We start from the raw sequence: 24,831 nt of genomic DNA on the forward strand, positions 1-24,831 counted from the left end.
CTTTTATTGTTCTTTATTGCCATGTATTTATTTTAAATCGATTGATATCATCAAGTAAACCACGAAGCCCACAAAGAACATGAGAGAAAATTGCTTCACCGGCTTGCGGTGTTGCTTTGCTTGCGTTTCCTGCTGCACCTTGCGTATTTAGATCTCGCATTGTCCACCCAAAGGCATGAGGACCATAAGCGCGTAAATACTGATAGTTGGCAATCATATCAGCTTGCTTATTATAAAAATTTTCTGCTTTCTCCATATGCACTTTTTCGGGTGCTAAATAGAGCATGAGAGAGGTTTCGATAAATCCTCCATGGATATCAAGATGCTGTTGAGACGGTGCCATTAAACCTTGCGGTAGGCCAAAACGACTCCAACTTGTTGCTACCGCAAGCATTGAAAAACGCCTCCGTAATTCGGTGATAACAATGCTCATTAAGGGTGAATTGCCTCCATGGGCATTGAGAAGAAGAAAACGCTTTATTCCTTTGCGATAGCAGTTTTCACCAATGCTTATCCATCGCTCAATAGCATCAGAAAAGGTAAGGGTTTGTGTGCCTGTAACATCCATATGTTCTATAGAATAGCCAATCTTTTCAACCGGTAAAAGTGCGATATGAAATTGCTCTTTTGTTTGTAAAGTGAGGGCTTTTGCAAAAGCTTCAGCAATGATCCAGTCGGTTTCGAAGGGAAGGTGCTCTCCGTGATATTCGTGTGCGCCCAAAGGTAAAAGAGCGAGAAAAGGCGTGTTAGATACCATAAATTATTGCCCAAAAGAGAAGTTAACACAGAAAAAATGATCAAAAGTGCTGTCACTATTTAATCTATCTATAAGAGAAACGCAAATAGGCGTCTTTTTACATCACATATGGATGCTATAAAAATGAGAGCTTTGTCAAACAATAGTGAAGATTTTATTGAGCAAAGCCAACTCAAATTTTTTGTAATATGAGGCGAGCTTTCTAAAGATAGCTATCTTTGGTAAGACTTTCTGATGCATATTCTCATTTTTAATAAGTAAATATTCATACAGGTTAAATACTTCACATCATGTAATGAAAAATAATTTTTTCATTGTTTATTGAAAGCGCAATTTTTTCTGTAAGTTGTATATTCTTCTTTTTACTATGGAGCGAGGATAACAAAACTATTTCTATTGTTGCAATAGTACAGACTTTGGTTGAAATCAGGAGTTCTAAATTCTTAATTCAAGTATCTGTATAGTACAAAAGAATAGAAATTTTTTTGATTGATTTTACTTTGGATAGTGTCTTAACAGACTTTAGTGTTCATGAGAAAAAATGAATATAAAGGGAAAAATTCACGTAAGATGAACTTGAATCTCAGAGAGCTCGATGAGTTTATAAGATGATTCAAGAAGAAATACCGTTGGATACATGATAAACAGAACGCTATTGTGTTGCACATTGATACGCTTGTTTTAAAGAAACCTTTCTCAAGGTATCCAAGCCTATTTTGTGATACTGTTCGTGAATGGTATAATGGTAAATCCTCATAATATAAAATCTATTGCACTTCACTATCTTTACATTTTTAAATTAAAAAGGGGCTCCACCATTCACTTTTCCAGTTTTCAATACTGTGTTAACCGCGCTTGATATTTAAAATATCTCATAAGTGATATTTTCCTTTCTTCAAGTGTGTTTACACACACACATCGTTTTCTTTTGTGCTTTGAAAGCGAAGAATATTGATTAATTCAATATAAACAGCGTTAAAATTAAGAGAATCCTATAATAGTCAGCTCTCTCATTCAACATGCAAAACAATAAATTATTATTATAGATGAGTATTCTGCTATTAAAATGATCGGTTGGTAAATTTATCATTTAATATCATTTTTCTTTCAAGCATTTGATCAATTATTTATTTTGTACAAATTGCAGACAGTTATGTGAATATTGCCAAAAATTTATTTCAAAGAGAATTTTTTTATTAATACAGAGTAAATATAAATAAGGCTGTGCTCTACAATATTGAAGCAAAATATGGAATAAAATTTATGAAAATTAAGAAAGAAAATTGTTTTTCAGTATTTTGGGGGATCATCTCATTTTTTATGACTCTCTTTTTATTTAATTTTAGGTAGTTTGTTGGTGCTCTATTGTTGCTTATAATGTTTTTGTAAATCTGATAGATTTACTTATTTTATGCGTTTGTTTTGTTAGGTTTGAATGTCAATATTTTGAGTTTTTATGCTGTATGAGATAAAGGGGCTGAATTACCTTTTGAAGATGCTATGCGCTATTTTTCTTTATATATCAGTAAAAGTTGAGAATTATTTTATTAACGTCTTTTCTATTTGAAAATAGAGATCTTAATTTCTTTTTACATTTTATAAATTTTTTATAGAAAAATAATACAATATTTTAATTTTTATTTATTATGATATATTTGTTTTATATCGAGTTTTTTATTCGCTATCAATTTTATTTTCAAGTTTATTGATGATCGATATAATAAAAATCCATTAATTACTATTTCATTTGTATATTTATTTAAAATAATAGATGATAATTATCATTATAATAACGGTTTTTAATGTTATATTTCTTTAAAATTTAATTACATTTTAAATTATTTATAAAAGTTCTATTATATAAATTTTCAAATGAATTTATTTTTTTAATCTTTATTATAATAAGCAATTTGACAAATTTTTATTATTTTGAAGTAGATAAATAACAATGACAATATCTTACTGTTAAGATATTAGTTATTATAGTGTAAAATGAATAAATTATTTTTATCATTTGCTGTTTTATGTCTTTACATGTAATACACAATGTGTTATATAATATAATTACATATAATATTTTATTATGTGCAATTATATAAATGATTAAATAGAAGTTTTGGTTTTTATATATGTGAATATTCTTTCATTTTTTCAGTGAAGAAAAGAGGAGCAAAGAAAGCTATGTTTAAAATATTTAAAAATCGTGTATGTTCATTTACTTTTACACTATTTATTCTCTTTTTTGTACAAACTATAGAGGGAAATGCAAGTTTTGTAAAAAATCAATTTCAAGAGAGAATGGCAGTTACTATTTCTACACTAGAAAAAGATGTAGCTATTAAAGCTGTGGATAGAGCTGTTATTCAAGGCGTTGAGGAACAAGATGGCATTGCTTTGGGGAAAGCTGAAAAAACTGCTGCCTTTTCAGGTGCAGCCTGTTGGGGGGGAATAGGTATTTTATCACTTCTTGCTTCTTTATGTGTTGGGGATGTATTAGGTGCTGTTATATCTCTTTGGGGAATATTCACTACACTTTAGTAAAAAGATCATCGACAAAGTCGATGATCTTTTTGTTCGCCTTATGATTTTGAAAAAATAAATATTTGAAATTATTTATACTGTATTGGATAAAAAATTACTATTCTTAATACTAAATATAGTTTTATTAACATTATTAAAGTTCAAGATCCTACATTTATGTTTATTCTCTAGTAATAAGGTTAGTATACTCATTATCTTTATCAGCTTTTTAATATTGTCTATCTTCTCTCATATGAAGATTATTCATCAAAGGCATATTTTATCCTTTTTAAATTTTTTGATTTTTTATAAGAGAACAAAATAAAAAGATCCCTGTATTCATAGCTCTTATGCAATAAGAAAAATGATAAATTATTATTTCAAATTTGTTTATGTTAAATCCATCAAAAGTATTTTTTACGTATCACAAGTTGCGTTCGTGTATGGATAAAATTATTAAAAAAAAGAGTAAAAATTCTTCTTATGAATCATCTCTAAGGTCCAAGGGCTGTCGTAATATTGACCAAATAAATGATGATGCCGGTTTGTATTTTTATAGAGTAAAGATAGTGATACACAATGAATCTTATGCCATATCATGGGGTGGTTTATATTGTAGCATTTACGCGCCATATTGTGAGAGGGAAGTGGTGATATGCATCGTTAAAAAATGCCTTTATTAAAACACAAACACTTGTGTTTGCGATACAAGTGCATTCTGGGTTGTTCTGTTGTGTGAGGCAAAGATACTGTTAAGTGAGGTAATTAAGGAGTGTTTATAGCTTAGCGGAAGAAGGGCAATGAAGTAAAAGGTCTTGTTTAGCACGAAGACGTGCAATCCATTGATCTTCACGAATAGCAGTATTATGTAGTGTAATGAGTTCGTTTTTTTTAATTTCAGCTGTTACTGTTGCTTTTTCTAAAAGACCACAAGGAATGGCGTGGTGAGCGCGTGCTTCTGCGATGTTCATTATCCAAGCGCGATAAGTATAAAGACCGATAAAGTCTAGCTGATCACCTGGATGTAAATCTTTTTTAGCAACAGCACAGACTTCTACTACGGGATGGCTAAAAGGAGCCATATCTTTTTTGCCATAAAGCATAACGCGTGCACAGGTGAGGGGAACTTCCATTGCTGTTAAATGATAGGGACGGTGAAAGGTGAAATAAGGCCCCTGACCAATTTTTAAATCTTCCATACGTTCGCGTAAACGTGGGTGCGCTATTTCTGCAATGACAAAGACACCTGGAGAAACACCTTGGCCTGTTGAATAATCTACAATACCATATCGCTGCAAAATGCCTCCATCTTGTTTTGGGATAAGCACTTTGTTTAGATCTTGCAGCGCCGCTTGTGGTCCATGCATTCCTGGGCAATCGGGGAGAAGTCCAGTGGCATTGGCAATTGCTGCCATTTCAACCATCGTTTTGGAACCATCAATAAATTCAACCAACATGCGCACATTCATATTACGCCGGAATGCTTCTTCTTCGTAAGCATCAGGTGTAGCATCAAAGCGCAGAGGATTATTTTTTCCTTTACCTGCTGCAACAATCTTATGTCCAAGGGCTGAAACAAATTCTATGAGTTCCATACAAGAAGTTGGTTCATCTCCGGCACCAAGTGTATAAATGAGCCCTCGTTTCTCTGCTTCATGTTTGAGATAAGCGCCAATTGTAACATCTGCTTCAACATTCATCATGACAAGATGTTTGTTATTTTCAAGCGCTTTGATACCAATTTCTGCTCCTGCTTCGGGATAGCCTGTTGCATCAACGATAATATCAATTTGTTCATGACGTAAAACAAGGTTAATATCATCTGTTGCTGCAATCAAATTTTTTTCAATGCTTTGCGTGAGAGCATAAGTATTTTCAACTTCACAGGCATGTCCATCCTCGCCATAGGCTATTGTAGCGGCATCAAAAATACGTGACGGCGTCCTAGTGGCTACTGCAGCGACTGTTATACCATCCATATGCGCGATACTTGATAATAAATCTGTGCCCATTTCACCACAACCAATCAGTCCAATACGGATGGGGGGATGCTTTTCTGCACGTTGTTTTAAATCATGCGCTAAACCTGTTAGGTTCACATTGCTTGCCATTCTTTTTTCCCATTTGAAAACTATTCTGCTAAAGAATTTTTCTCATTCATAAGGTGCATTTGTTTTTAAGACAATTAATCTTTTATTCTTGATGCTCTAATCAATGGATTTTATAAAAGCAAGAGGGGTGGTTGTTTTTATCAAGTAAAATAGGAATAGCGTTATGCAGCAAAAAATAGCAATACAAGATGTTACCAGTTTTATTGGGAAAGAAGTGGGATTATCGGGGTGGCGTCTTGTTACACAGGATATGATTAATCAGTTTGCATGCGCTACAGATGATCATCAATGGATACACGTTGATGAGGAAAAGGCTAAAAAGACACCTTTTGGAGGCACAATTGCTCATGGGTTTTTAACATTATCGCTTTTATCTACGCTCGCTTATGAGGCTCTTCCAGAGTTGGAGGGAAGCACAATGGGGATTAATTATGGTTTCGATAAAGTACGCTTCATGAGTCCTGTGAAAACAGGGGTACGGGTACGTGCGCGTTTTGTGTTAGATGATGCAGAAATTCGCCCTTCTGGTCGAGTGGTTTTCCATTATGGGGTTACGGTAGAAATTGAACAGTTAAAAAAACCAGCTCTTACGGCTCAATGGCTTATTGTGGCAGTGATGGGGGAAAAATCTTCCAATATCTAGATTAGTTTGAGTACTTTATTTTATAAAATTTTTGTACAATTCTATTAGAAGTTTCTTCAATGATAATATTGAGAATAATCTATAGGGTGATAGATATCCTGGAGCTATCATAGCGTTTATAGCCATAGTAGATTGCTATCTTTCCTAGATCGTTTTGAAGAGGAGTTTCCTAATGAAGATAGTGCATTGCTTCACGCTTTTGTTTATAGCATTCTTTAATGGTATCACAGCTCTCACATAAAACAGAATGTTTCAAATGGAATATACTTGCGTTGCTAATTCACGGGCTTATTTTAAAGAAACATCTCTCAACGCTCGTCACACCCATTTCGCAATGGCGCCTGTGAATAGTATAACGGTAAAGCCATTGAGCATCCCTATATCTTTATGCTTGTGAAGAAGAAAACCGGTACTATCATATTATATGCTAGCACCTTATATGCTAGCACCCAATGTTAAGACAGGTCTTGGTGCTTGAGATAATTCATAAGAGGCACGCCTTCCTTTCTTGTATAGTTTTTACTCACACGGCTCTTCCCGCTTGTAACATGCAAGCGAGAGGTTTTGATTGATTCGATATGGAACAAATTTTGAATGAGAGAATCTTACGGTATTCAGAATTCTCATTCAATATGAATAACGTCATATTATCACTATAAATTCAATATGTTATCTAAGGTTTTGAAAGGTCGTGACCAATGTCTTAATTTGACATGATAATTTATCATTTTTATGTTAAGAGAGAGTCTCACATACTGTGAGATCTCTCATTTTATTCCCTTTTATGTTCAATCCGTTAAAACTATTTTCTTTCATGTTACAAACGGATGGGGAGAGATAAAAACTGTTTAAGAAAAAAGTTTCTAATCTCTTATGAGCGTTTTCGATAGGCAAGGGTTGTTGCACTTGGAAAGTGGCAAAGAGGATGATGGTACTGGTATGTGAAATTCTAAGTCTTTTAATGTTTTGTTTTATCAAGTTTTTGTACGATTTTATCAGAAGTCCATTGGGTTATAATATTGAGCATGATCAAAAGAATGATGACAATGGTCATGATGAAGGTATTATAGCGTTGATAGCCATAGCGGATTGCCATATCCCCTAAACCGCCTCCACCAAGATATCCAGCAAGTGAGGTGGCTCCTATGAGAGAAATGACCATGACTGTAAAACCTGTAATCAGGCTAGGGAGAGCTTCAGGAATAAGAACATGTCTGATAATTTGAAGACGGCTTGCGCCCATAGAGCGGATCGCTTCAATGAGACCGTTTTCAACGGTTTTAAAAGAGAGTTCCGCCATGCGTGCATAAAAAGGGATAGCTGAAATGGTCAGTATAAAAATTACAGCAGGCATTCCTATCCCTCTTCCTACAACGATACGCGTAACGGGAAGAAGATAAAATGCAAGAATAATAAAGGGAATGGCACGAATACTGTCAATGATGATGCTTAAAGGGCGATTGATGAGAGATGAGGAAAAAATCCCCCCACGTGCTGTTGTGTGAAGAAGAAGACCAAGGGGAAGTCCTATAATAAATGCCATAAAAGAAGCACTAAGTGTCATCAATATTGTATCAATAACAGCTTGGGGAAGTTCATGAGACAAAACATTAAACATAACCTAACACCTCGCAATATCGTCCTTTTTCTGTTAACCATTGAACGGCTTTTTTTAAAGCTTCTTTATCTTGAGCAGGAAGAGCAAGGAAGAGGCGCCCGATGGTTTCGCCTTGGACTGTATCAATGCCACCATGGAGAATACGTGCTCTTAAACCACTCTCATTTTCTAGAAGATGAAGAAAAGGCTGCTGGGCAATTTCACCGGCAATATTGATTTCAATGACAGCTTCTCGCCCGATTGGTTTGAGATTTTTCGCAAATTTTTCAGGAAGTTGCGGGGTGACAAGCTTGAGCATGGCTATGGTTGTATCGTCTTGCGGTGATGTAAAGATGTCTTTCACACGTCCTTCTTCTACGATGTTCCCCTGATTAAGAACAACAACGCGATGCGCTATGGTGCGCACAACTTCCATTTCATGGGTGATGAGCACAATCGTGAGATTGAGGTGTTTATTAATATCAGCAAGGAGCTCTAGAATAGATTGTGTTGTTTCAGGGTCAAGAGCAGAGGTGGCTTCATCTGATAACAATATTTTAGGATTAGCAGCGAGCGCACGAGCAATGCCAACGCGTTGTTTTTGCCCCCCTGACAATTGTGCCGGATAACAATATTCCTTTCCATATAACCCAACCAATTCAATCAGTTCAAGGGCACGTTTGTGGCGTTGTTTTTTACTTACACCACTTAATTTAAGCGGCAATGCAATGTTATCAAGAATATTTTGCGATGAGAGAAGGTTGAAATGTTGAAAAATCATCCCAATTCGTTGACGGTAAGGCGCCCACTCTATCTCTGATAGATTTGAAATATCAACACCTTCAAAAAAAATGGACCCTGCATCAATCTTCTCTAACCCATTTAAACAGCGGATAAGTGTTGATTTTCCTGCTCCACTGCGCCCAATAACCCCAAGGATTTCACCAGCATGGATATTTAAAGAGAGATTATTAATTACCGGAACACCAGCCGTTTTGTTAAAACAACGGCTGATGTTTTTTAAGGAGATAAGAGTAGGTTTTTCCATTCACAATTACTCGGATATTTGGCACAATTACCAAGAAGTTTGGGCGGTTTTGCCAAAAATCTCTTTTATTTTTGCACGGATGAGATCGTTGTTGTAAGCGGCAACTAATTTTTTAACCCATGGCTCATCTTTTTCGCTCGTGCGTACAACGATGATATTATCATAAGGATTATTTTTTGCACTCTCCCATGCGACGACATCTTTTTCGAAGTTTAATCCGGAAACAATAGCCCAGTTTGTGTTTATAATTGCAAGATCAAAATCGTCAATAGCTCGCCCTAACATACCAGCATCGAGCTCACGAATTTGCAGGTTTTTAGGATTTTCGATAATATCAAGTGGAGATGCAAGAATATTATGAGGATCTTTTAACTTAATGAGACCTAAAGAATTGAGAAGAAGTAAGGCTCTTCCACCATTAGATGGGTCGTTCGGAATACCAACATGTGCACCATCACGTAGATCTTTTAAGTCTTTGATTTTGTGCGAATAAACACCAATTGGAGCAATAAAAGTATAGCCAACAATTGAAAGTTTATAGCCACGTTGTTTCATTTGTTCATTAAGATAAGGGGCGTGCTGAAAAGCATTCGCATCGATCTCTCCTGCGTTAACAGCGTCATTAGGCAAAGCGTAATCAGAAAAATAAACGAGTTCAATATCTAAACCGGATTTTTTAGCCTGTTCAGCAGCAGTTTTCCAAATAATCGCATCCCGCCCTTCCATAATACCAAGTTTGATTTTTGATTTGTCTGTAGCCATGACGCAAGCAGTAGATAAAAAAAGTGCAAAGAGAGAGAGGAATAATCCTATAATCTGACTGCGAGAAAAAATTTTTAATGTCATGTGCTTTTAACTTTCTTTTCCAAGAGATTTTTTGAGGGAAGTTTCAATATACTCTGTATTTTTTTAGGAAGATTTAAAGTTATACAAGCTTTAGAGAATATTCAATCACTTTTATTTTTAAAAGATTATTATTTTTCCTTTTATTTTTAGTATTTTGGGGGCGTATCATCATTCATTCTCTGTAATTCAGGCAATCAATTCTTTTATTGCAATCATTTGTTGAGGGAACCAATAACACTTTAAAAACTTCTTTAAAGGACGATTGGTTGAAGAACCAAACAATTAGATGATGCTTTAGGCGTAAATTCATGAAGAACATACTGCGCAACCAAGATCAAAAGTCCGTGTTCGTGTAGAGGGGGGAATAAAGAGAGATTTTGTTGCAATGTTGTGGGGTCTTTTTGGCGGGAAATAAAGGTTGCTGATCATTGGATTTAAACGCGGCAAATTTTTGCAAAGGCGAAATTTTGCCCTTCACATGTTTTGAGAGAGGAAGAAAAATAATGTTAAGAAAGAAATTTTTATCAACAACAATGATTTTATGGGCTTTGGGAGCGTCGGGGGTGGTTGTGACTGCTTCTCACGCGGAAGCTGGAACCATTGCTGGAACAGTTGCTCGTGTTGCATCAGGTCAGGTATCTTTACGCACAGGTCCTGCAACAGCTTATAAAGTGATCACAATGGTTCCAATGGGAGCAAAAGTGCAAATTTATGGCTGTTTATCCAATAAAACTTGGTGTTCTCTTGGTTATCATGGAAAAGTTGGTTGGGCATCTGCACGTTATGTCAATGTTAGCGATGTTCCTACCATTGCTTTTACAAAGATGCCAGTAAAGCCAAATGCTATGATAAAATCGTCACAAGTAAAAAAAGAAAAAGTAAAACAGGCTGTTTCCGATTTTAAAGTTCTTCCGGCGATTCAAAAAACACGGAAAAATATGCAAAAACTATACAGAACAGATATGATTATCGATTCTACAGGTGTCAAGAAAAGGGATGAACGAACAATTTTAAATCCGTCGCCAAAAGCACAAGAAGTCTCTGTAAAGCGCGTGAATGCTTATAACCCTTTGTTTCCTGATAATGTCAATTACAAAAATTTTGAACGTAACGAAACGCGTTACCGTGTTGTGACCTATCCTGCTCGATAAAGGTAAAGTTAATTTCACAACCGGAATGACAAAAAGGATCAGCAGCATGAAGCAAAAAATGCTTATGCTGCTAATCCTATTCTACGATAAAATGGCATTAAGGTGGCGATGATTAACTTAAGGCGGCAAGGTATATTATGGATATTCAGAGTAAAATTGTTAATATCCCGAATCACAGTCCTTTAAAATGGCGATATGAATCCTCAGCAGGAGATAAGATCCTGCTGAAGAGAAACCGGACTTTTGACAGACCTGCGAGGGCTCTTCATCCTTTTGGACAGGGCGTTAATTTGCGGACTTAGGCTTTATCAAATTACGAGAAATGAGCAATTCAGCAATTTGAACGGCATTCAATGCTGCTCCTTTTCTTAAATTATCGGCGACAACCCAGAAAGCTAAACCATTTTCAACGGTGATATCTTCACGAATGCGGCTAATAAAGGTGTCATCTTCTCCTGTACATTCATAAGGTGTGGTATAGCCACCATCTTCGTGTTTATCGATAAGCTGACAACCGGGAGCATCGCGGAGAAGCGCTTGTGCTTCAGATACGCTTAGTGGTTTTTCAAATTCAACATGGACAGCTTCGGCATGACCGATAAAGACAGGGACCCGAACAGCAGTGGCCGTTAACTTAATCTTCGGATCGAGAATTTTCTTTGTCTCAGCAGTCATTTTCCATTCTTCTTTTGTATAACCATCTTCCATGAAAACATCGATATGAGGAATGACATTAAAGGCAATGCGTTTAGTGAATTTTTTTGATGTAATTGGGTCAGCAACAAAAACTGCACGTGATTGTTCGAAAAGTTCATCCATTCCTTCTTTACCAGCTCCAGAAACCGATTGATATGTAGAGACAACAACACGTTTAATGATTGCAGCATCATGGAGTGGTTTTAAAGCTAAGACCAGTTGAATTGTTGAACAATTAGGGTTTGCTATAATATTACGTTTAGAAAAGGCATTTATAGCTTCGGCATTGACTTCAGGGACGATCAACGGAACATTGGAATCATAGCGCCATGTGGAGGAATTATCGATGACGACACAGCCGGCAGCAGCGATTTTAGGAGCATATTCTTTGGAAATGCTCCCTCCCGCAGACATAAGACAAAAATCTGTGTCAGAAAAATCGTAAGTATCCAGTGCTTTTACTTTTAAAGTTTTATCTCCATAAGAAACTTCTTGTCCTAATGAGCGTCGTGATGCTAGAGGGACAATTTCATGCGCAGGAAAACCACGTTCTTCTAAAATTGTAAGCATTTCACGACCAACATTTCCGGTTGCGCCGACAATTGCAACTTTAAAACTCATTTTCTATATACTCCTCATGTCTCTCCACGTTTATTCCCCGTGCTATACTCAGGAGAGAGTGAGTTGGTCAAGGAACATCATTAAATTATATTTTTGATTTTCAACAACTCAATTTTGTGCACACCAATCATCATCGTCAGCACAATAAATTGTTTTATTTCAAATGATAAGTCTTTTTTAATCTTTCAGAATTGAAAAAATTGAATATTGTACGCTAAACTATTAGCTCGTTAGAGAGCACTTTAATTAAGTGAATTCTTTATCTTCTGTCAATGTTTACCTTTACACTTTTGAATTTTTTAAGGATGGTATTACGTATCGCGTTGGGGGAATCTTTTAATACTCTATCTGTTAATTGTTGAATTATTTGATCTTCTCCCTATGCCTTTAAAAGCGAAGCTTCCTATTCAGTCTGTAAACAGCCAGATTCTAGCGGTACTTTTAGCAGCTTCCCATTTTTCACTTGAAACTTAAGGCTCAATAAGAAAGCCTAAAAATATTTAAAAAGACATTTAGCATCTAAAAACATTTGAATGTTTCAAGGAGGTATGCATGCTTCATATTTTCATACCTTAAATGATAGAATTTATGGCACAACAAGATAAACTTAAGTATCCATTATATAAATAAATTCTTATGAAAGTTATACATATAGTTTTTTCGTGTCTGTTTTTTACTTTAATCCTGTTATGCTATAAAATATCGTCATTTGAAGTATGGTGGTATAAGATCTTTAAGCTTTCTTGATATATTTAAGTGTTTTTTAGTGTGTGTGAATATTCGTAGGCTTGTTTGGCGAGCCTTTTGTTTCAAGTGGATTATATCAGTGGAAAGCCGTTGAACACCCCCATGTTTAATAAAAGAGTAAGTTAGCATCATCATACATTTTTCCGGCATTCAATGCGGCTACAGTTCTTGGTATGTGAGACGATTCAATTAAGAGATATGCCTTTTTTGTACATTTTTACTCACACGCCAACTCTGCTTGTAATGTGCAAATAAATGATTTTGATTGATTCAATATAGAACAAGTTTGAAATGAAAGAATTTTATGATATTTGAGACACTTATTCAATATACATAACGTTAGATTATCATTATAAATCAAAGCGCTATTGCTAAGTTAAACTCGTTAGAATTCGGACTATTTACAGACCAGATTAGATTTAAGAATTTTCGTTCTCATAAGGTGTGTGGAGACAGTCAAAATTCTTTTCAATGTTATTAAGGACGTTGATTGTTCTTTCAGTGAACTTATGAAAATAAGGGATCATTTTTTTCACCAGAAATTAACTGCAAAATAGCTCGTTGTTTTTTGCGGGTTAGCATTCTAAAACTTTGCAAAAGTAAATATTCTGCTTTGCTTTCTATTCTGTCATCACAATGATAGAGGGGATCTTCTTTTTTTGTGCTATCAGCATAAAAGAAGGAAACGGGAACATCTAATATATGAGCAATTTCTTGTAAACGTCTTGCACTTACGCGATTTAAACCTTTCTCATACTTTTGAATTTGTTGAAACGTTACGCCCAAATGACTCCCTAATTGTTTTTGAGAAAAACCCATGAAGTTTCTTCTAAAGCGAATTTTTTTGCCTAAAGAAATGTCATAAAAATGTAGACTTTTGGCTTGCACTTTGCTCCCCCTCCGGTTGCGAGCGCCCTCGCATTAGTATTCCGGGGTCTGGCAACACATTGATTTATAATAATAAATCATCCTTTTTCAACTTGAATCATAACTCCGAATATAGTAAGATTTTCTCATCACAAACCCTCTCAGATTGAATCAATTAATATCACTTGCTTGCACGTCAAAAGCGGGGCTGGTGTGTGGGTAAAAATGAGGAAAGAAAGGAGTAAAAATGCCTCTTATGAATCGTCTTAATGCAAGGGCTGTCGCAACATTGGGGGCTGGCAAATATAATGATGGTGCCGGCTTGCTTCTCCATAAGCGTAAAGATGGTGGTGCTCAATGGCTTTATCGTTATACCATTCATGGTCGGCGCCGCGAAATGGGCTTGGGTGCGTTGCGAAATGTTTCTTTAAAAAAAGCCCGTGAATTAGCAAATCAATGGCGTTCTGTTTTGCATGAGGGGCGTGATCCCATTAAAGAACGTGAGAAACAAAAGCGTGAGGCAATAAGTAATCTCCATTATTTAAAAGACATTGCCTTAGATGCTTTTGAAAGTCGTAAAGCTGAATTAAAAGGAGATGGCAAGGCTGGGAATTGGTTTCTACCTTTACAACTTTATATTCTCCCCAAATTAGGCTGTATTCCTATTTCAGAAATTACACAAACAGAGATACGCAATGTTCTTGCTCCCATCTGGCATGCAAAAGCTGCAACCGCAGAGAAAGCAATAAATCGTCTTAATATTTGTCTCAAACATGCTGCTGCTTTGGGGCTGGATGTTGATTTACAAGCAACGATAAAAGCACGCGCTCTTTTAGGGAAACAACGCCATAAAGCACAAAATTTACCAGCAATGGACTGGAAAGATGTTCCTGCCTTTTATCAGTCACTCTGCAAAACAACAACAATGACACAACTGGCTTTGCGTTTGCTTATTCTTACAGGCGTTCGTACACGTCCTTTGCGCTATATGCATGAAGATCAGATTGATGGGGATATATGGACCATTCCTGCTGAAAGTATGAAAGGACGACGCGATGCTACAGAAGAATTCCGCGTTCCTTTATCATCAGAAGCACTAAAAGTGATTAAACAAGCACGCCTTTTATCTCGTAATGGGTTTCTTTTTTCTGCAACCGGTCGTGGTCCCCTTGCACAGAACAGCATGTTACAATACATGAAAAAAACAGGACTTGAAGCCTGTCCGCATGGTTTTCGCTCTAGTTTACGTGATTGGCTCGCAGAAACAACCAATGCCCCTTATGAGGTCGCTGAAACCATTCTAGGTCATACGGTTGGGGGAAAAGTGGAGCGTGCCTATCGTCGGACTGACTATTTAGAACAGCGTCGTATTTTTATGGATAGATGGGCTTCTTATGTTACTGATCAAAACAATAAAAGTTGTGGATAGCTCTATGTCTCCATTTTCCTTATTTTATCCATAACGGATAATACAATCACAAATTATTGCTTCTCTTGATAAAAAATCACAAGATATTGTTTTTTTGCTGGAAAAGTTTGCTACGAATTGCTATTTATATATAGTTAATAAACAGTGATTCTATCATTTAATATAAAGGGGATTCCATGATTCCAAACGGACCACTCCTCACAGTACGTGAGAGTGCAAAACTACTTAATATAAGCGTTTCAACACTTTGGCGGCGGGTCGCTGATGGCTCAGTACCAAAGCCTTTAAAGATTGGTTCCTTAGCGCGCTGGTTACAATCTGACCTTTGCGATGTAATCGAAAAGGCAAAAAACCAACGTGGCAACGACGCCGCCTAAAGAAAACTTCGCCTTATAGGACAGACAAAGTATTTCGACTTTCGCAAATCCCGAAATAACAGAATCTGTCCTGTAATGCAAGTAGCAGGAAGGGATTTTATGCATTTTACAAATGCTACAACAAGCAATGCTTATGCATTGCATACAACAGCTCAAAAAATTACTTGTGCATTACGTGGAGTTTGGCATGGGCGTTATGGAATAGCCCGTTGCCCTGCTCATGATGATAGGCTGCCTAGCTTATCCCTTGCCAATGGACATGATGGGCGTCTTTTACTCTATTGTTATGCTGGCTGCTCTTTTAGAGAGATCATACAAGCGCTCATTAGAATTGGATTGCTTGGAAAACAAGCTTATGATCAGATGCTTTCTTTCTCCAAACAGTTTTGTGCTGATCTCAAACGAGCAAAACAGAAAGCAGAGAGAGCAAAAGCAATTTGGCAACAAAGCCAACCAATCAAAAATACTTTAGCAGAAACCTATTTACGTATGCGGGGTATTACATGTGATTTGCCTCCCGATTTACGCTTTTACGACAAATGTTCGCACCCCTCTGGGTTTACACTGCCCGCGTTGGTGGCTCTTGTTAAGGGCGCTGGCTCTTTCGCCATTCATAGAACCTTTTTACAAGCCAATGGCTGCAAAACAGACCAAAAACCAGCAAAAGCCATGTTGGGATCTGTAACAGGTGGTGCTGTGCATTTAAGTCAAGCCAATCCAAAACATCTGGTCATTTGTGAGGGCATTGAAACGGGGCTGTCTCTGCTGTCTGGGTTGTTATCAGAGCCCGTTGATTTATGGGCGTCTCTTTCAACCAGTGGCATGATGCGTGTGAATTTACCCCATACAAAAGGGCGTCTCACCATTGCAATGGACGGCGATGATGCGGGTCGTAAAGCAGGTTTTACCCTCGCTGCACGTGCTTATAGCCAAGGCTTTGAGGTCTTTATGATGCAAGCTCCAAAAGGAACGGATTTTAATAACGTATTACTTTCTTAAAAGAGGGAAACTATGAAAGATAGTAATTTACAAAACAATAATGAAAATACTCCCATCAATGATAACGATAATGTCTCTTTAAACGAAAATACTTGTTTAAAAGCCATTTCTTATGAACAAGCCTTGCAACAAAATGGTTGGGGGCAATTAAAACCGATTGCTACGGCTCTCTTACCTGTCGAGCCTTTTAGCTTATTACAGCTTCCAATGCCATTAATGGACTATATTTATGAGGTTGCCGATCTTCAACAATCTTCTATCGATTTTATTGCTATTTCTGCTTTATGTGGCTTGGCTGCTGTCATTGGCAATGGCGTGCGGATTGCTCCCAAAAAACATGATAATAATTGGAAAATTGTTCCTAATCTCTGGGGTGCTCTTGTGGGGCAACCTTCAACACTCAAAACACCTACCATGCAAGCCGCTTTAACTCCTCTCTATGCCTTTCAAGAGGAATGGCATCAAGAATGGTTAAAGAAGAAAGAACAGCAAGAAAAGAAAGATATTCTTATTGAATTAGATAAAAGAGAAAAGAAAAAACAAGCCTATAAAGCACTCAAAGATCAAGATGAGGAACAAGCCCTTGCCCTTCTTTCACAATCTATTGAACACAAAGAAAGTGATGATAACACTCTTGATAAACGACGTCTTATTGTCAACGATGTGACTGTCGAAAAGCTTGGGGAACTCTTAAAAGAAAACCCCCGTGGTCTCTTGATGGTACGAGATGAATTGGCTGGGTTTTTAGGTAATATGGAAAGAAAGGAATACCAAACAGACCGTGCCTTTTATCTAACAGCTTTTAATGGCAATACGTCATACACCTATGACCGTATTGAACGTGGAACCATTCATATTCCCAATGCAACCATTTCCATTATTGGGGGCATTCAACCCTCACGCATTATTCCCATTATTCAAGCCATGTGCCATGGAATAAATGATGATGGTTTCATGCAACGATTTCAAATGATTGTATGGCCCGACGAACGAAAAAAGCGGTTATGGACGGATAGACCTCCCAATCAAAAGGTATGGGAAAGCTATCAAGGGGTCTTTCGTTCTCTTTATGATAAACCGTTAGGCTCACCAAAGCATCCGATAACCATACGCTTTTCTGCTGAAGCTCAAGAAATGTTTCGTGTATGGTGGGAAAATTTTCAGAAAAAAATAAATAGTGGTCATTTCTCTACAAATTTACAATCGTATCTTTTGAAAATGGATAAAACCATACCAACACTTGCGTTGATTTTTGAATTGACCGAAGGGGGTCGTTTTGAAATCAATAGAAATGCTCTTGAGAGAGCCTTGTATTGGGAAAAATATCTGTTAAGTCATGCCAAACGTCTTTATGCGGCGCATGATACATTAGCAACAGAAAGTGCAAACTTGCTTGTCAAGCGCTGTGATTATTTACCTAATGTTTTTACTGCACGGGATGTTTATAAACGTGATTGGAAATGTTTAAAAGACAATGAAGCTGTGAAGCAAGCTTTAGAGCTTTTATGCCGTTGCAATTATATTCGTGAAATCTCTGGAGACAATAACTCCCAAGGCGGTCGACCTACCATACGCTATGAATGGCATCCTTTAGTGAAAAGTCATAAAACATTTCAATGAATGAATTTTAAATTCCAATAAAACATATAACTTATGTATTCATAAAATGAAACCTTCAAAACATTTCCCATCTATTGGTTTTGGAGGTTTTGGGGGTTTTGGAGGTGCTTTTTATTCCCCTCTTTATATATTTTAAAAATCAAAATAAAAGTCATTATATTTCAATATGTTAATTTTTATCAACTTTTCAAAAAACAATCTATATCAACATTACAACCTGTAAATTCAACTTATAGCATAGGTTTTGTAGGGGTTTTGGGGGTATAGGGGGGGGTATATGCTTTTTATCTTTCTTACAAAGCAAGCAATAAAAGCCTATCAAAACATACATTCTGATATCTTAAAAGCACATATCAAATTTGTCTTTTTTCCATAAAACGAACAGAAAATTTCACTATTTTGCTGATCTTACCTCATGTCATAGGCTGTGGATAAGTAGCCTTTAATAAAATTTCTTTTTAAGCAGGTTGTGGGTCTTTAGCACCCTTTTTTTATTTTATTATTGCTATTTGTTTTAAATAGATCTAGCAAATTCTATTTAAAGTTTTTTGACACCGATAGATCAACGCTTATAAAGCGGTGGGGTTTTATTATAAATGCTTCAATCTCATAACAAACCACTGACATTACGCTCTCTGTTACAATCCTACCGTGATCATACAGAAAGTGCGCGCGATAGAGGAACTTCTTTTGAAAAGTTTGTAATTGCTTATTTGACGCAAGACCCTCTACAATGCCAAGAATATGAAAAGGTGCAAACCTATTGTGAATGGGCAAAAGAGCATGGGGAAGATGGGCGTGATATTGGCATTGATCTGGTTGCTAAAATTCGTGATGAAGAAGGATATGCCGCTATTCAATGTAAGTTTTATAGTGCAAATCATCAGATCAAGAAAGAAGATATTGATAGCTTTATTGCTGCCTCGGGAAAAAAGATCTTCACACGCCGTATTCTGGTTGATAGCACCGAAGGTAATTGGAGTAACAATGCCGATCTCACCTGTGAAGGACAAGGAGTCCGCATTCAACGAATTAATCTTTTTGATCTGGAAAACAGTCAAATAGATTGGTCAACCTTTGAAAGCAAAGGGGAAGCTACTCTTAAGAAAAAAGAACCGAAAAATCTTTTAGATCATCAACAAGAAGCGCTTAAAGCTGTTTATGACGGTTTACAAGAAGCAGACCGCGGCAAGCTGATTATGGCGTGTGGAACGGGAAAGACCTTTACCAGTCTGAAGATAGCAGAAGCTCTTGCTGGTCAAGGTAAACGTGTTTTATTCCTTGTCCCCTCTCTTTCTTTAATGTCACAAACAATAAGAGAATGGACAGCAGATACAGCAATACCCTTGCGTTCCTTTGCCGTGTGTTCTGATACACAAGTTGGTAAGCGTCGTAAAGCCCAAGATGATGCTGCCGAACTCGATGTCTCGGATCTCGCTCTACCAGCAACAACAGATTCTCAAAAGCTTGGAGAAAAAGCCAATAAGACTTCTCCTGATGCCATGACTGTGGTCTTTGCTACCTACCATTCGATACAAGTGATTTCGGATGCGCAAAAGAAATATGCTTTACCGGAATTTGATCTGATCATTTGTGATGAAGCACACCGTACCACTGGAGCTGTGTTAGGAACAGACAAGAGTGAATCTGAGTTTATCAAGGTTCATGACAATAGCCTTATTCGGGGCAAGAAACGTCTGTATATGACAGCAACACCTCGTATCTTTAGTGACAATGCCAAAAAACAAGCTAATGAGATTGATGCTGTTCTGGCTTCTATGGATGATGAAGAGCTTTATGGGAAAATCCTTTATTCTTATAGTTTCTCCCATGCTGTAAAAAATGGACTTTTAACGCCTTACAAGATTATCGTTTTAGGTGTTGATGAAGGAGAAGTGAGTAAATCTATCCAGCATCTGATGACAGATGAGAATTATGAACTTATTCTTGATGATAGAACAAAGATCATGGGTTGTTATCAAGCTCTTACCAAAATGGATCTGAAAATTGATCTTGGAGATGATACAAGACCCATGCATCGGGCTTTGGCTTTTTGTAGAGATATTGATACTTCTGAACGCATATGTAGAACATTCAACGATGAAGAAGTTAAGAAAGATTTACGTGATCTTCATGAAAACCATAAAAATATTCCCCCTCTTAACTGTCAAGCAGATCATATTAATGGAAAATCTGGTGCCAAAAACCGTACGATAAAACTTGATTGGTTGAAAGAAGATGCGGGTGAGAATGTCTGCCGTATATTAACCAATGTACGCTGCCTTTCAGAAGGTGTTGATGTTCCTTCCCTTGATGCGGTTATGTTTTTACATCCGCGTAAAAGCCAAGTGGATGTGATACAAGCAGTGGGACGTGTGATGCGTCGTGCAAAAGGCAAAAAGATGGGTTATATCATTTTGCCGGTTGGTGTTCCTGCTGGTGTTTCACCAGAAGAGGCATTAAAAAACAATAAGAGATACAGTGTTGTCTGGCAAGTTCTCAATGCTTTGCTTGCCCATGATGAGAATTTTAGTAAAACCCTTAACCAGATGGTCTTAGGGCAAGACGTAAGCTCTATCATCGACATTGTTACAGTTTCTAAAAAGACCGAATTAGAGAATGTCACCACGGTTATTGACGAAATCACGCTCCACGAAAAATCAGAAAAATCCGGACTTCGTATTGGGACACAAGCTCATGAACCGCACCAAACATATGAAGGACAAGGAAGATTGCCCTTTTTTGTTGAGTTTCCCAATGCTCTCAAAACACTGATTGTTAAAAAATCTACTATGAGTGATTATTGGGGCATTTGGGCTGGCAATGTTGCTGAGATTGCACAAAACCATATCACACGCCTTCAAACTATGCTTTCTGATCAAACAAGCGAAGCTTATCATGCCTTTGATGCGTTTTATAAGGAATTAAAAAACAACTTAAACAGTGAGATAAAGCAAGAAGAAGCGATTGAGATGTTAGCGCAACATCTTGTGACGCGTCCCGTGTTTGAAGCCTTGTTTGAGGGCAATGAATTTGTACAAAACAATGCCATTTCGCAAGCAATGGAAAAAATCTTAACAGAACTCGATAAAACCAATATTGAGGAAGAATCCAAGGAATTACAAGAGTTTTATGACAGCGTAAAGTTCCGTGCCTCTGGCATTACAGAACCACAGGCAAGACAAAATCTTATTATCAAGCTTTACGAAGATTTTTTTACCAAGGCATTTAAGAAAACCACGGATAGGCTTGGCATTGTTTATACCCCCGTTGAAGTTGTGGATTTTATCATTCATTCTGTTGATGATGTGTTGCGTAATGAATTTGGAAAAAGCTTAGGGTCACGGGGTGTTTCTATTCTTGACCCTTTTACGGGTACTGGGACCTTTATCACACGGCTTTTACAATCCAATCTCATAAAACCAGAGGATATGGAATATAAATTCCGTCATGATATTCATGCCAATGAAATTGTTTTGCTTGCCTATTACATAGCAGCGATTAACATTGAATCGACTTATCATAGTATCATGAAAGGTGAGTACATTCCTTTCAAGCATATTGGTTTGACCGATACTTTCCGCATGCTTGAAGAAAAGAACCTTCTGCAAAAATTATTCAAAGAAAACAGTGAATATTTAGAGCATCAAAAGAAACTGGATATTAAAGTTATCTTTGGTAACCCTCCTTATTCAACAGGTCAAAAGAGTGCGAATGACAATGCAAAGAAGACCCCTTATCCACTATTAGATAACCATATTCGTGAAATCTATGCTGCTCAATCTAAAACACCTTTTGTTCAAGCACTTTATGACAGCTATATTCGTGCCATTCGTTGGGCTAGTGATCGTATTGATAATGCTGGAATAATCGGCTTTGTTTCTGGTTCAGGTTACATAGAAAAATCGACAATGGACGGTTTACGAAAATCTTTAGCCAAAGAATTTAGCAGTATTTACGTACTCAATTTACGAGGAGATATTCGTAAAAACATGTTAAGTAATGGGGCTGCTCAAGAAGGGGAAAATGTTTTTGGCAATGGTAGTATGACCGGTATCGCTATAACGCTCTTTATCAAAAAGCCCAATGTGACTGAATCATGTAAAATTTACTATCACGACATTGGTAGTAATCTTACAACTAAAAGGAAACTTGAGATCCTTGACGAATTTTGCAGTATTGATGGTATTACCCATGAACAAGGCTGGCAACTCATTACACCAGACAAGCATGGTGACTGGATTCATCAACGTGATGACAGTTTCAACGCATTTTTAGCTTTAGGCGTTAAAAGAGGGCATGATAAAAAGCTTTTTGAGACTTATTCTTGTGGTATTGTAACTAATCGTGATGCCTGGGCATATAACTCGAGCCTTGAGGCTTTAGGGAAGAACATGAGCAATATGATTGCTTTCTATAATAGTGAAGTAAAGCGTTTTAATGAAGCCTATGGGCATGTTGATAGTATAATACGTGAAAAGGCTGTAGACAGTTTCATCAATGCCGATACAAGTAAAATCAGTTGGAGTTATCATCTCAAAAAAAAATTGCTTAAAGCAAAACTCTTTCCTTTTGACAATAACTGTCTTACACAAAGTCTTTATCGTCCTTTTACAAAGCAGTGGCTTTATTACAATCGCAGTTTCAATGAAATGGTTTCTCGAATACCACGTATGTTTCCGATAGGACAAGCGGTTGAAAATCAAGTAATTCAAATTACAGGCATAGGAGCAAGGTGTGGTTTTTCTGTTTTGATGAGTAAGGATTTACCTAATCTAGATGCAATAGAAAAAGGTCAATGTTTTCCACGTTATATTTACGAAGATACTGAATCTTTAAAAAATAAAAAACAATCCCTTTTATTTACAAACTCTATAGAAGAAAGCACAACAGCTGATTTACAAAGGCGTGATGCTATTACTGATGAGGGGCTAGAACATTTTAAAGCAGCTTATCCTAATGAAACTATCACGAAAGATGATTTATTCTATTATATTTATGGTCTACTTCATTCGGAAGATTATCGTACACGTTATGCTCATAATTTATGCAAAGAACTGCCTCGTATCCCTTGTGTAAAAACTGCTGATGATTTTTGGAAATTTGTAACAGCAGGACATAAACTGGGTCATTTGCACGTGAATTATGAAACTGTAGAACCTTATCCAGTGACCTTTAAAAAGGGTAATCCAAAATTTACAGAGATCTCTAATCCTGAGAAATTCTATTACGTTACAGAAATGAAATTCGCAAAAGCAGGTAAAGAAAAAGATAAATCAACTGTTATTTACAATAGCAATATCATCATGACAGATATACCTCTTGAAGCTTATGAGTATATCGTCAATGGTAAACCCGCTCTTGAATGGGTTATGGGGCGTCAATGCGTAAAGACTGATAAAAAGAGTGGCATTGTGAATGATGCCAATCACTATGCTGTTGAAACCGTTGGCAACCCTGCTTATCCATTAGAGTTGTTTCAAAGGGTTATTACCGTAAGTTTAGAAACAATGAAGATTGTTAAGAACTTACCAAAATTAGAAATAAGAGAAACTGAATAAGCTTATTAAAGCATGCTCACATAATGAGTGTGATAACCTTACAAGGGGTATAAGGTCTTATAACCATATAATCTATACCTCTCTTGTTAAATTGCTTACATACAATCTTTAAAAGGAATGTTTATATGCATTATTCTAAAAAGAAGAAACTTGCACTTTTAAATACTCTTATTTTGATTGCTTTAAGACTTTTAAGAAATCCCATCTTAAAGTGAATACGCTTCTTTTACATTGCCTTTAAGAGGTTATACCGTAATCTAAAATGATAGCTTTATTGTTATCAGAAGCTTTGTTTAAAGAGAGTTATGTATATTCATTTTTTTATATTACTTATAGGTTTTGAAGGTTTCTCAAACCCCCAAAACACCTACAAAACCCTCTTAAATATATATTAAAGATTGTATTTATGTTTTGTGTTTAATATAGGTTGTTTATTTGAAAGATTAACATATTGAAATATAATAACTTTTATTTTTGACTAAAAAATATATATAAAGGGGGGGTAAAAAGAACACCCATAACCCTCAAAACCTTCAAAACTAAGTACTATAATAGTTTTGATAGCATTTCTTATGATTATAATCCCTTTCTTTTGAAAGGCTTTAAAGGATTATATGCTTTTCATAAAGCACATTTTAATCATTTACTAAAATCATAAGATTCGTCTGTTAAATAAACAGACATAACCGATAAAATAGACAATAATCCATTAAAAGGGATTTTGATCATCTATGGAATAATTTTATAGATCTTTTTTTATAGGTTGTTTCATTACAATCTTGCACCAAAACCATGATCAGAGCCATACCACTGTTGAGTTTCTCAACTAGTGATCAAGGCTTTGGAGCGCGTCTTATTTTCTAAATTTCTGAAATCTTTTTGATATTTTTTAGGTGCTATTTCTTGTCTTTTTTTCCGATAAAATTGACTATTTTCTCTTTCCACGAGCGGGGTTGCTCCTTGCTGATAACCTCTTGTTGATCACCAAAATCTTTTGCTACCCGTTCAATCAAAGTGTAGCTCACTTGCTTCACCTTTGCTACTTCTTTGGCTAAAGCTAATGCACGTTCAAGGTGGGTTTTGTTGATGCTCTCGTCAAAGCCTAGGTGATCACCTGCCGTAAAGCTTTTCTGATAAGATTGTAAGGTCTCAACATCACCCAACAAAGCAAGAGCGCCAAGATGAAGTAAAGCATAATCCGTATTATCTGCTTTAGATGTTGCATCTTGTTGCCAAGGAGC

The 24,831-nt window shown here is 36.5% G+C and carries 16 protein-coding genes; 8 read left to right on the plus strand and 8 right to left on the minus strand.

The genetic code is table 11. The features are described from left to right. Window positions 1–13 precede the first annotated feature (13 nt). Window positions 14–757, minus strand: coding sequence for a creatininase family protein (locus ACFIKJ_RS07105; RefSeq protein WP_375670391.1), 744 nt, complete (start codon window positions 755–757; stop codon window positions 14–16). A gap of 2,181 nt (window positions 758–2,938) precedes the next feature. Here ACFIKJ_RS07105 and ACFIKJ_RS07110 point away from each other — a divergent pair. Further along, entirely contained in the window at window positions 2,939–3,295 is a 357-nt protein-coding gene (locus ACFIKJ_RS07110) for a hypothetical protein (protein ID WP_375627322.1), read from the plus strand. Window positions 3,296–4,053: 758 nt separating this feature from the next. On the opposite strand, the gene ACFIKJ_RS07115 is transcribed toward ACFIKJ_RS07110, so the two are convergent. Next, on the minus strand, window positions 4,054–5,388 hold the full coding sequence (locus ACFIKJ_RS07115; protein ID WP_375627323.1) for an NAD(P)H-dependent oxidoreductase: 1,335 nt from the start codon (window positions 5,386–5,388) through the stop codon (window positions 4,054–4,056). A gap of 163 nt (window positions 5,389–5,551) precedes the next feature. Here ACFIKJ_RS07115 and ACFIKJ_RS07120 point away from each other — a divergent pair, with 163 nt between their 5' ends. Further along, the gene (locus tag ACFIKJ_RS07120; RefSeq protein WP_273723586.1) at window positions 5,552–6,031 is read left to right on the plus strand and encodes a MaoC family dehydratase; all 480 of its coding nucleotides are present in this window, start codon (window positions 5,552–5,554) and stop codon (window positions 6,029–6,031) included. A 958-nt stretch (window positions 6,032–6,989) separates the two neighbouring features. Here ACFIKJ_RS07120 and ACFIKJ_RS07125 read toward each other — a convergent pair. Genes ACFIKJ_RS07125 through ACFIKJ_RS07135 form a run of 3 tightly spaced genes read right to left on the minus strand, consistent with a single transcriptional unit; the run spans window position 6,990 to window position 9,522 of the window. Then, window positions 6,990–7,649: a methionine ABC transporter permease gene (locus ACFIKJ_RS07125; protein ID WP_375626657.1), complete on the minus strand. Its 660-nt coding sequence runs from the start codon at window positions 7,647–7,649 to the stop codon at window positions 6,990–6,992. Beyond that, window positions 7,642–8,676 (minus strand): methionine ABC transporter ATP-binding protein, encoded by a 1,035-nt coding sequence (locus tag ACFIKJ_RS07130; protein ID WP_375626659.1) that lies wholly within the window; start codon window positions 8,674–8,676, stop codon window positions 7,642–7,644. The genes ACFIKJ_RS07125 and ACFIKJ_RS07130 overlap by 8 nt, the downstream gene beginning before the upstream one ends. A 27-nt stretch (window positions 8,677–8,703) precedes the next feature. Continuing rightward, window positions 8,704–9,522: a MetQ/NlpA family ABC transporter substrate-binding protein gene (locus ACFIKJ_RS07135; RefSeq protein WP_273723580.1), complete on the minus strand. Its 819-nt coding sequence runs from the start codon at window positions 9,520–9,522 to the stop codon at window positions 8,704–8,706. 503 nt (window positions 9,523–10,025) lie between these two features. On the opposite strand from ACFIKJ_RS07135, the gene ACFIKJ_RS07140 reads away from it, so the two are divergent. Then, window positions 10,026–10,673, plus strand: coding sequence for an SH3 domain-containing protein (locus ACFIKJ_RS07140; RefSeq protein ID WP_375626661.1), 648 nt, complete (start codon window positions 10,026–10,028; stop codon window positions 10,671–10,673). Window positions 10,674–10,958: 285 nt separating this feature from the next. On the opposite strand, the gene ACFIKJ_RS07145 is transcribed toward ACFIKJ_RS07140, so the two are convergent. Both ACFIKJ_RS07145 and ACFIKJ_RS07150 read right to left on the minus strand, forming a co-directional pair. Continuing rightward, window positions 10,959–11,990, minus strand: coding sequence for an aspartate-semialdehyde dehydrogenase (locus ACFIKJ_RS07145; protein WP_375627325.1), 1,032 nt, complete (start codon window positions 11,988–11,990; stop codon window positions 10,959–10,961). A gap of 1,254 nt (window positions 11,991–13,244) precedes the next feature. Continuing rightward, window positions 13,245–13,625 (minus strand): helix-turn-helix domain-containing protein, encoded by a 381-nt coding sequence (locus ACFIKJ_RS07150; RefSeq protein ID WP_375651969.1) that lies wholly within the window; start codon window positions 13,623–13,625, stop codon window positions 13,245–13,247. A 226-nt stretch (window positions 13,626–13,851) separates the two neighbouring features. Between ACFIKJ_RS07150 and ACFIKJ_RS07155 the strand changes: the two genes are divergently transcribed. The 5 genes from ACFIKJ_RS07155 (at window position 13,852) to ACFIKJ_RS07175 (ending at window position 23,590) form a co-directional block, all read left to right on the plus strand. Then, entirely contained in the window at window positions 13,852–15,033 is a 1,182-nt protein-coding gene (locus ACFIKJ_RS07155) for a tyrosine-type recombinase/integrase (RefSeq protein ID WP_375651970.1), read from the plus strand. A gap of 176 nt (window positions 15,034–15,209) precedes the next feature. Then, entirely contained in the window at window positions 15,210–15,410 is a 201-nt protein-coding gene (locus ACFIKJ_RS07160) for an AlpA family transcriptional regulator (protein WP_015856773.1), read from the plus strand. Between the two features lie 99 nt (window positions 15,411–15,509). Next, window positions 15,510–16,409 carry a toprim domain-containing protein gene (locus ACFIKJ_RS07165; RefSeq protein ID WP_375670392.1) on the plus strand — a complete coding sequence of 300 codons (900 nt, stop codon included), beginning with the start codon at window positions 15,510–15,512 and terminating at the stop codon, window positions 16,407–16,409. Between the two features lie 12 nt (window positions 16,410–16,421). Continuing rightward, window positions 16,422–18,029 (plus strand): YfjI family protein, encoded by a 1,608-nt coding sequence (locus ACFIKJ_RS07170; RefSeq protein WP_375670393.1) that lies wholly within the window; start codon window positions 16,422–16,424, stop codon window positions 18,027–18,029. Window positions 18,030–18,625: 596 nt separating this feature from the next. Beyond that, a complete protein-coding gene (locus ACFIKJ_RS07175) occupies window positions 18,626–23,590 on the plus strand; it encodes a DEAD/DEAH box helicase (protein WP_375670394.1) in 4,965 nt (1,654 codons plus the stop codon). 896 nt (window positions 23,591–24,486) lie between these two features. Here the strand turns inward: ACFIKJ_RS07175 and ACFIKJ_RS07180 are convergent. Beyond that, a partial coding sequence (locus ACFIKJ_RS07180) for a DUF6990 domain-containing protein (RefSeq protein ID WP_375670395.1) occupies window positions 24,487–24,831 on the minus strand: 345 nt, incomplete at its 5' end.

Origin of the sequence: Bartonella sp. PS7NMGDW, assembly GCF_042193585.1 — a bacterium.
GTDB classification, from domain to species: domain Bacteria; phylum Pseudomonadota; class Alphaproteobacteria; order Rhizobiales; family Rhizobiaceae; genus Bartonella; species Bartonella grahamii.

Bases quoted from the DNA above. Each gene is read 5' to 3' on its own strand.
- ACFIKJ_RS07135 (WP_273723580.1), bottom strand. From the start codon at position 9,522: ATGACATTAAAAATTTTTTCTCGCAGTCAGATTATAGGATTATTCCTC.
- ACFIKJ_RS07110 (WP_375627322.1), top strand. From the start codon at position 2,939: ATGTTTAAAATATTTAAAAATCGTGTATGTTCATTTACTTTTACACTA.
- ACFIKJ_RS07115 (WP_375627323.1), bottom strand. From the start codon at position 5,388: ATGGCAAGCAATGTGAACCTAACAGGTTTAGCGCATGATTTAAAACAA.
- ACFIKJ_RS07140 (WP_375626661.1), top strand. From the start codon at position 10,026: ATGTTAAGAAAGAAATTTTTATCAACAACAATGATTTTATGGGCTTTG.
- ACFIKJ_RS07175 (WP_375670394.1), top strand. From the start codon at position 18,626: ATGCTTCAATCTCATAACAAACCACTGACATTACGCTCTCTGTTACAA.
- ACFIKJ_RS07145 (WP_375627325.1), bottom strand. From the start codon at position 11,990: ATGAGTTTTAAAGTTGCAATTGTCGGCGCAACCGGAAATGTTGGTCGT.
- ACFIKJ_RS07130 (WP_375626659.1), bottom strand. From the start codon at position 8,676: ATGGAAAAACCTACTCTTATCTCCTTAAAAAACATCAGCCGTTGTTTT.
- ACFIKJ_RS07160 (WP_015856773.1), top strand. From the start codon at position 15,210: ATGATTCCAAACGGACCACTCCTCACAGTACGTGAGAGTGCAAAACTA.
- ACFIKJ_RS07165 (WP_375670392.1), top strand. From the start codon at position 15,510: ATGCATTTTACAAATGCTACAACAAGCAATGCTTATGCATTGCATACA.
- ACFIKJ_RS07120 (WP_273723586.1), top strand. From the start codon at position 5,552: ATGCAGCAAAAAATAGCAATACAAGATGTTACCAGTTTTATTGGGAAA.
- ACFIKJ_RS07105 (WP_375670391.1), bottom strand. From the start codon at position 757: ATGGTATCTAACACGCCTTTTCTCGCTCTTTTACCTTTGGGCGCACAC.
- ACFIKJ_RS07170 (WP_375670393.1), top strand. From the start codon at position 16,422: ATGAAAGATAGTAATTTACAAAACAATAATGAAAATACTCCCATCAAT.
- ACFIKJ_RS07125 (WP_375626657.1), bottom strand. From the start codon at position 7,649: ATGTTTAATGTTTTGTCTCATGAACTTCCCCAAGCTGTTATTGATACA.
- ACFIKJ_RS07155 (WP_375651970.1), top strand. From the start codon at position 13,852: ATGCCTCTTATGAATCGTCTTAATGCAAGGGCTGTCGCAACATTGGGG.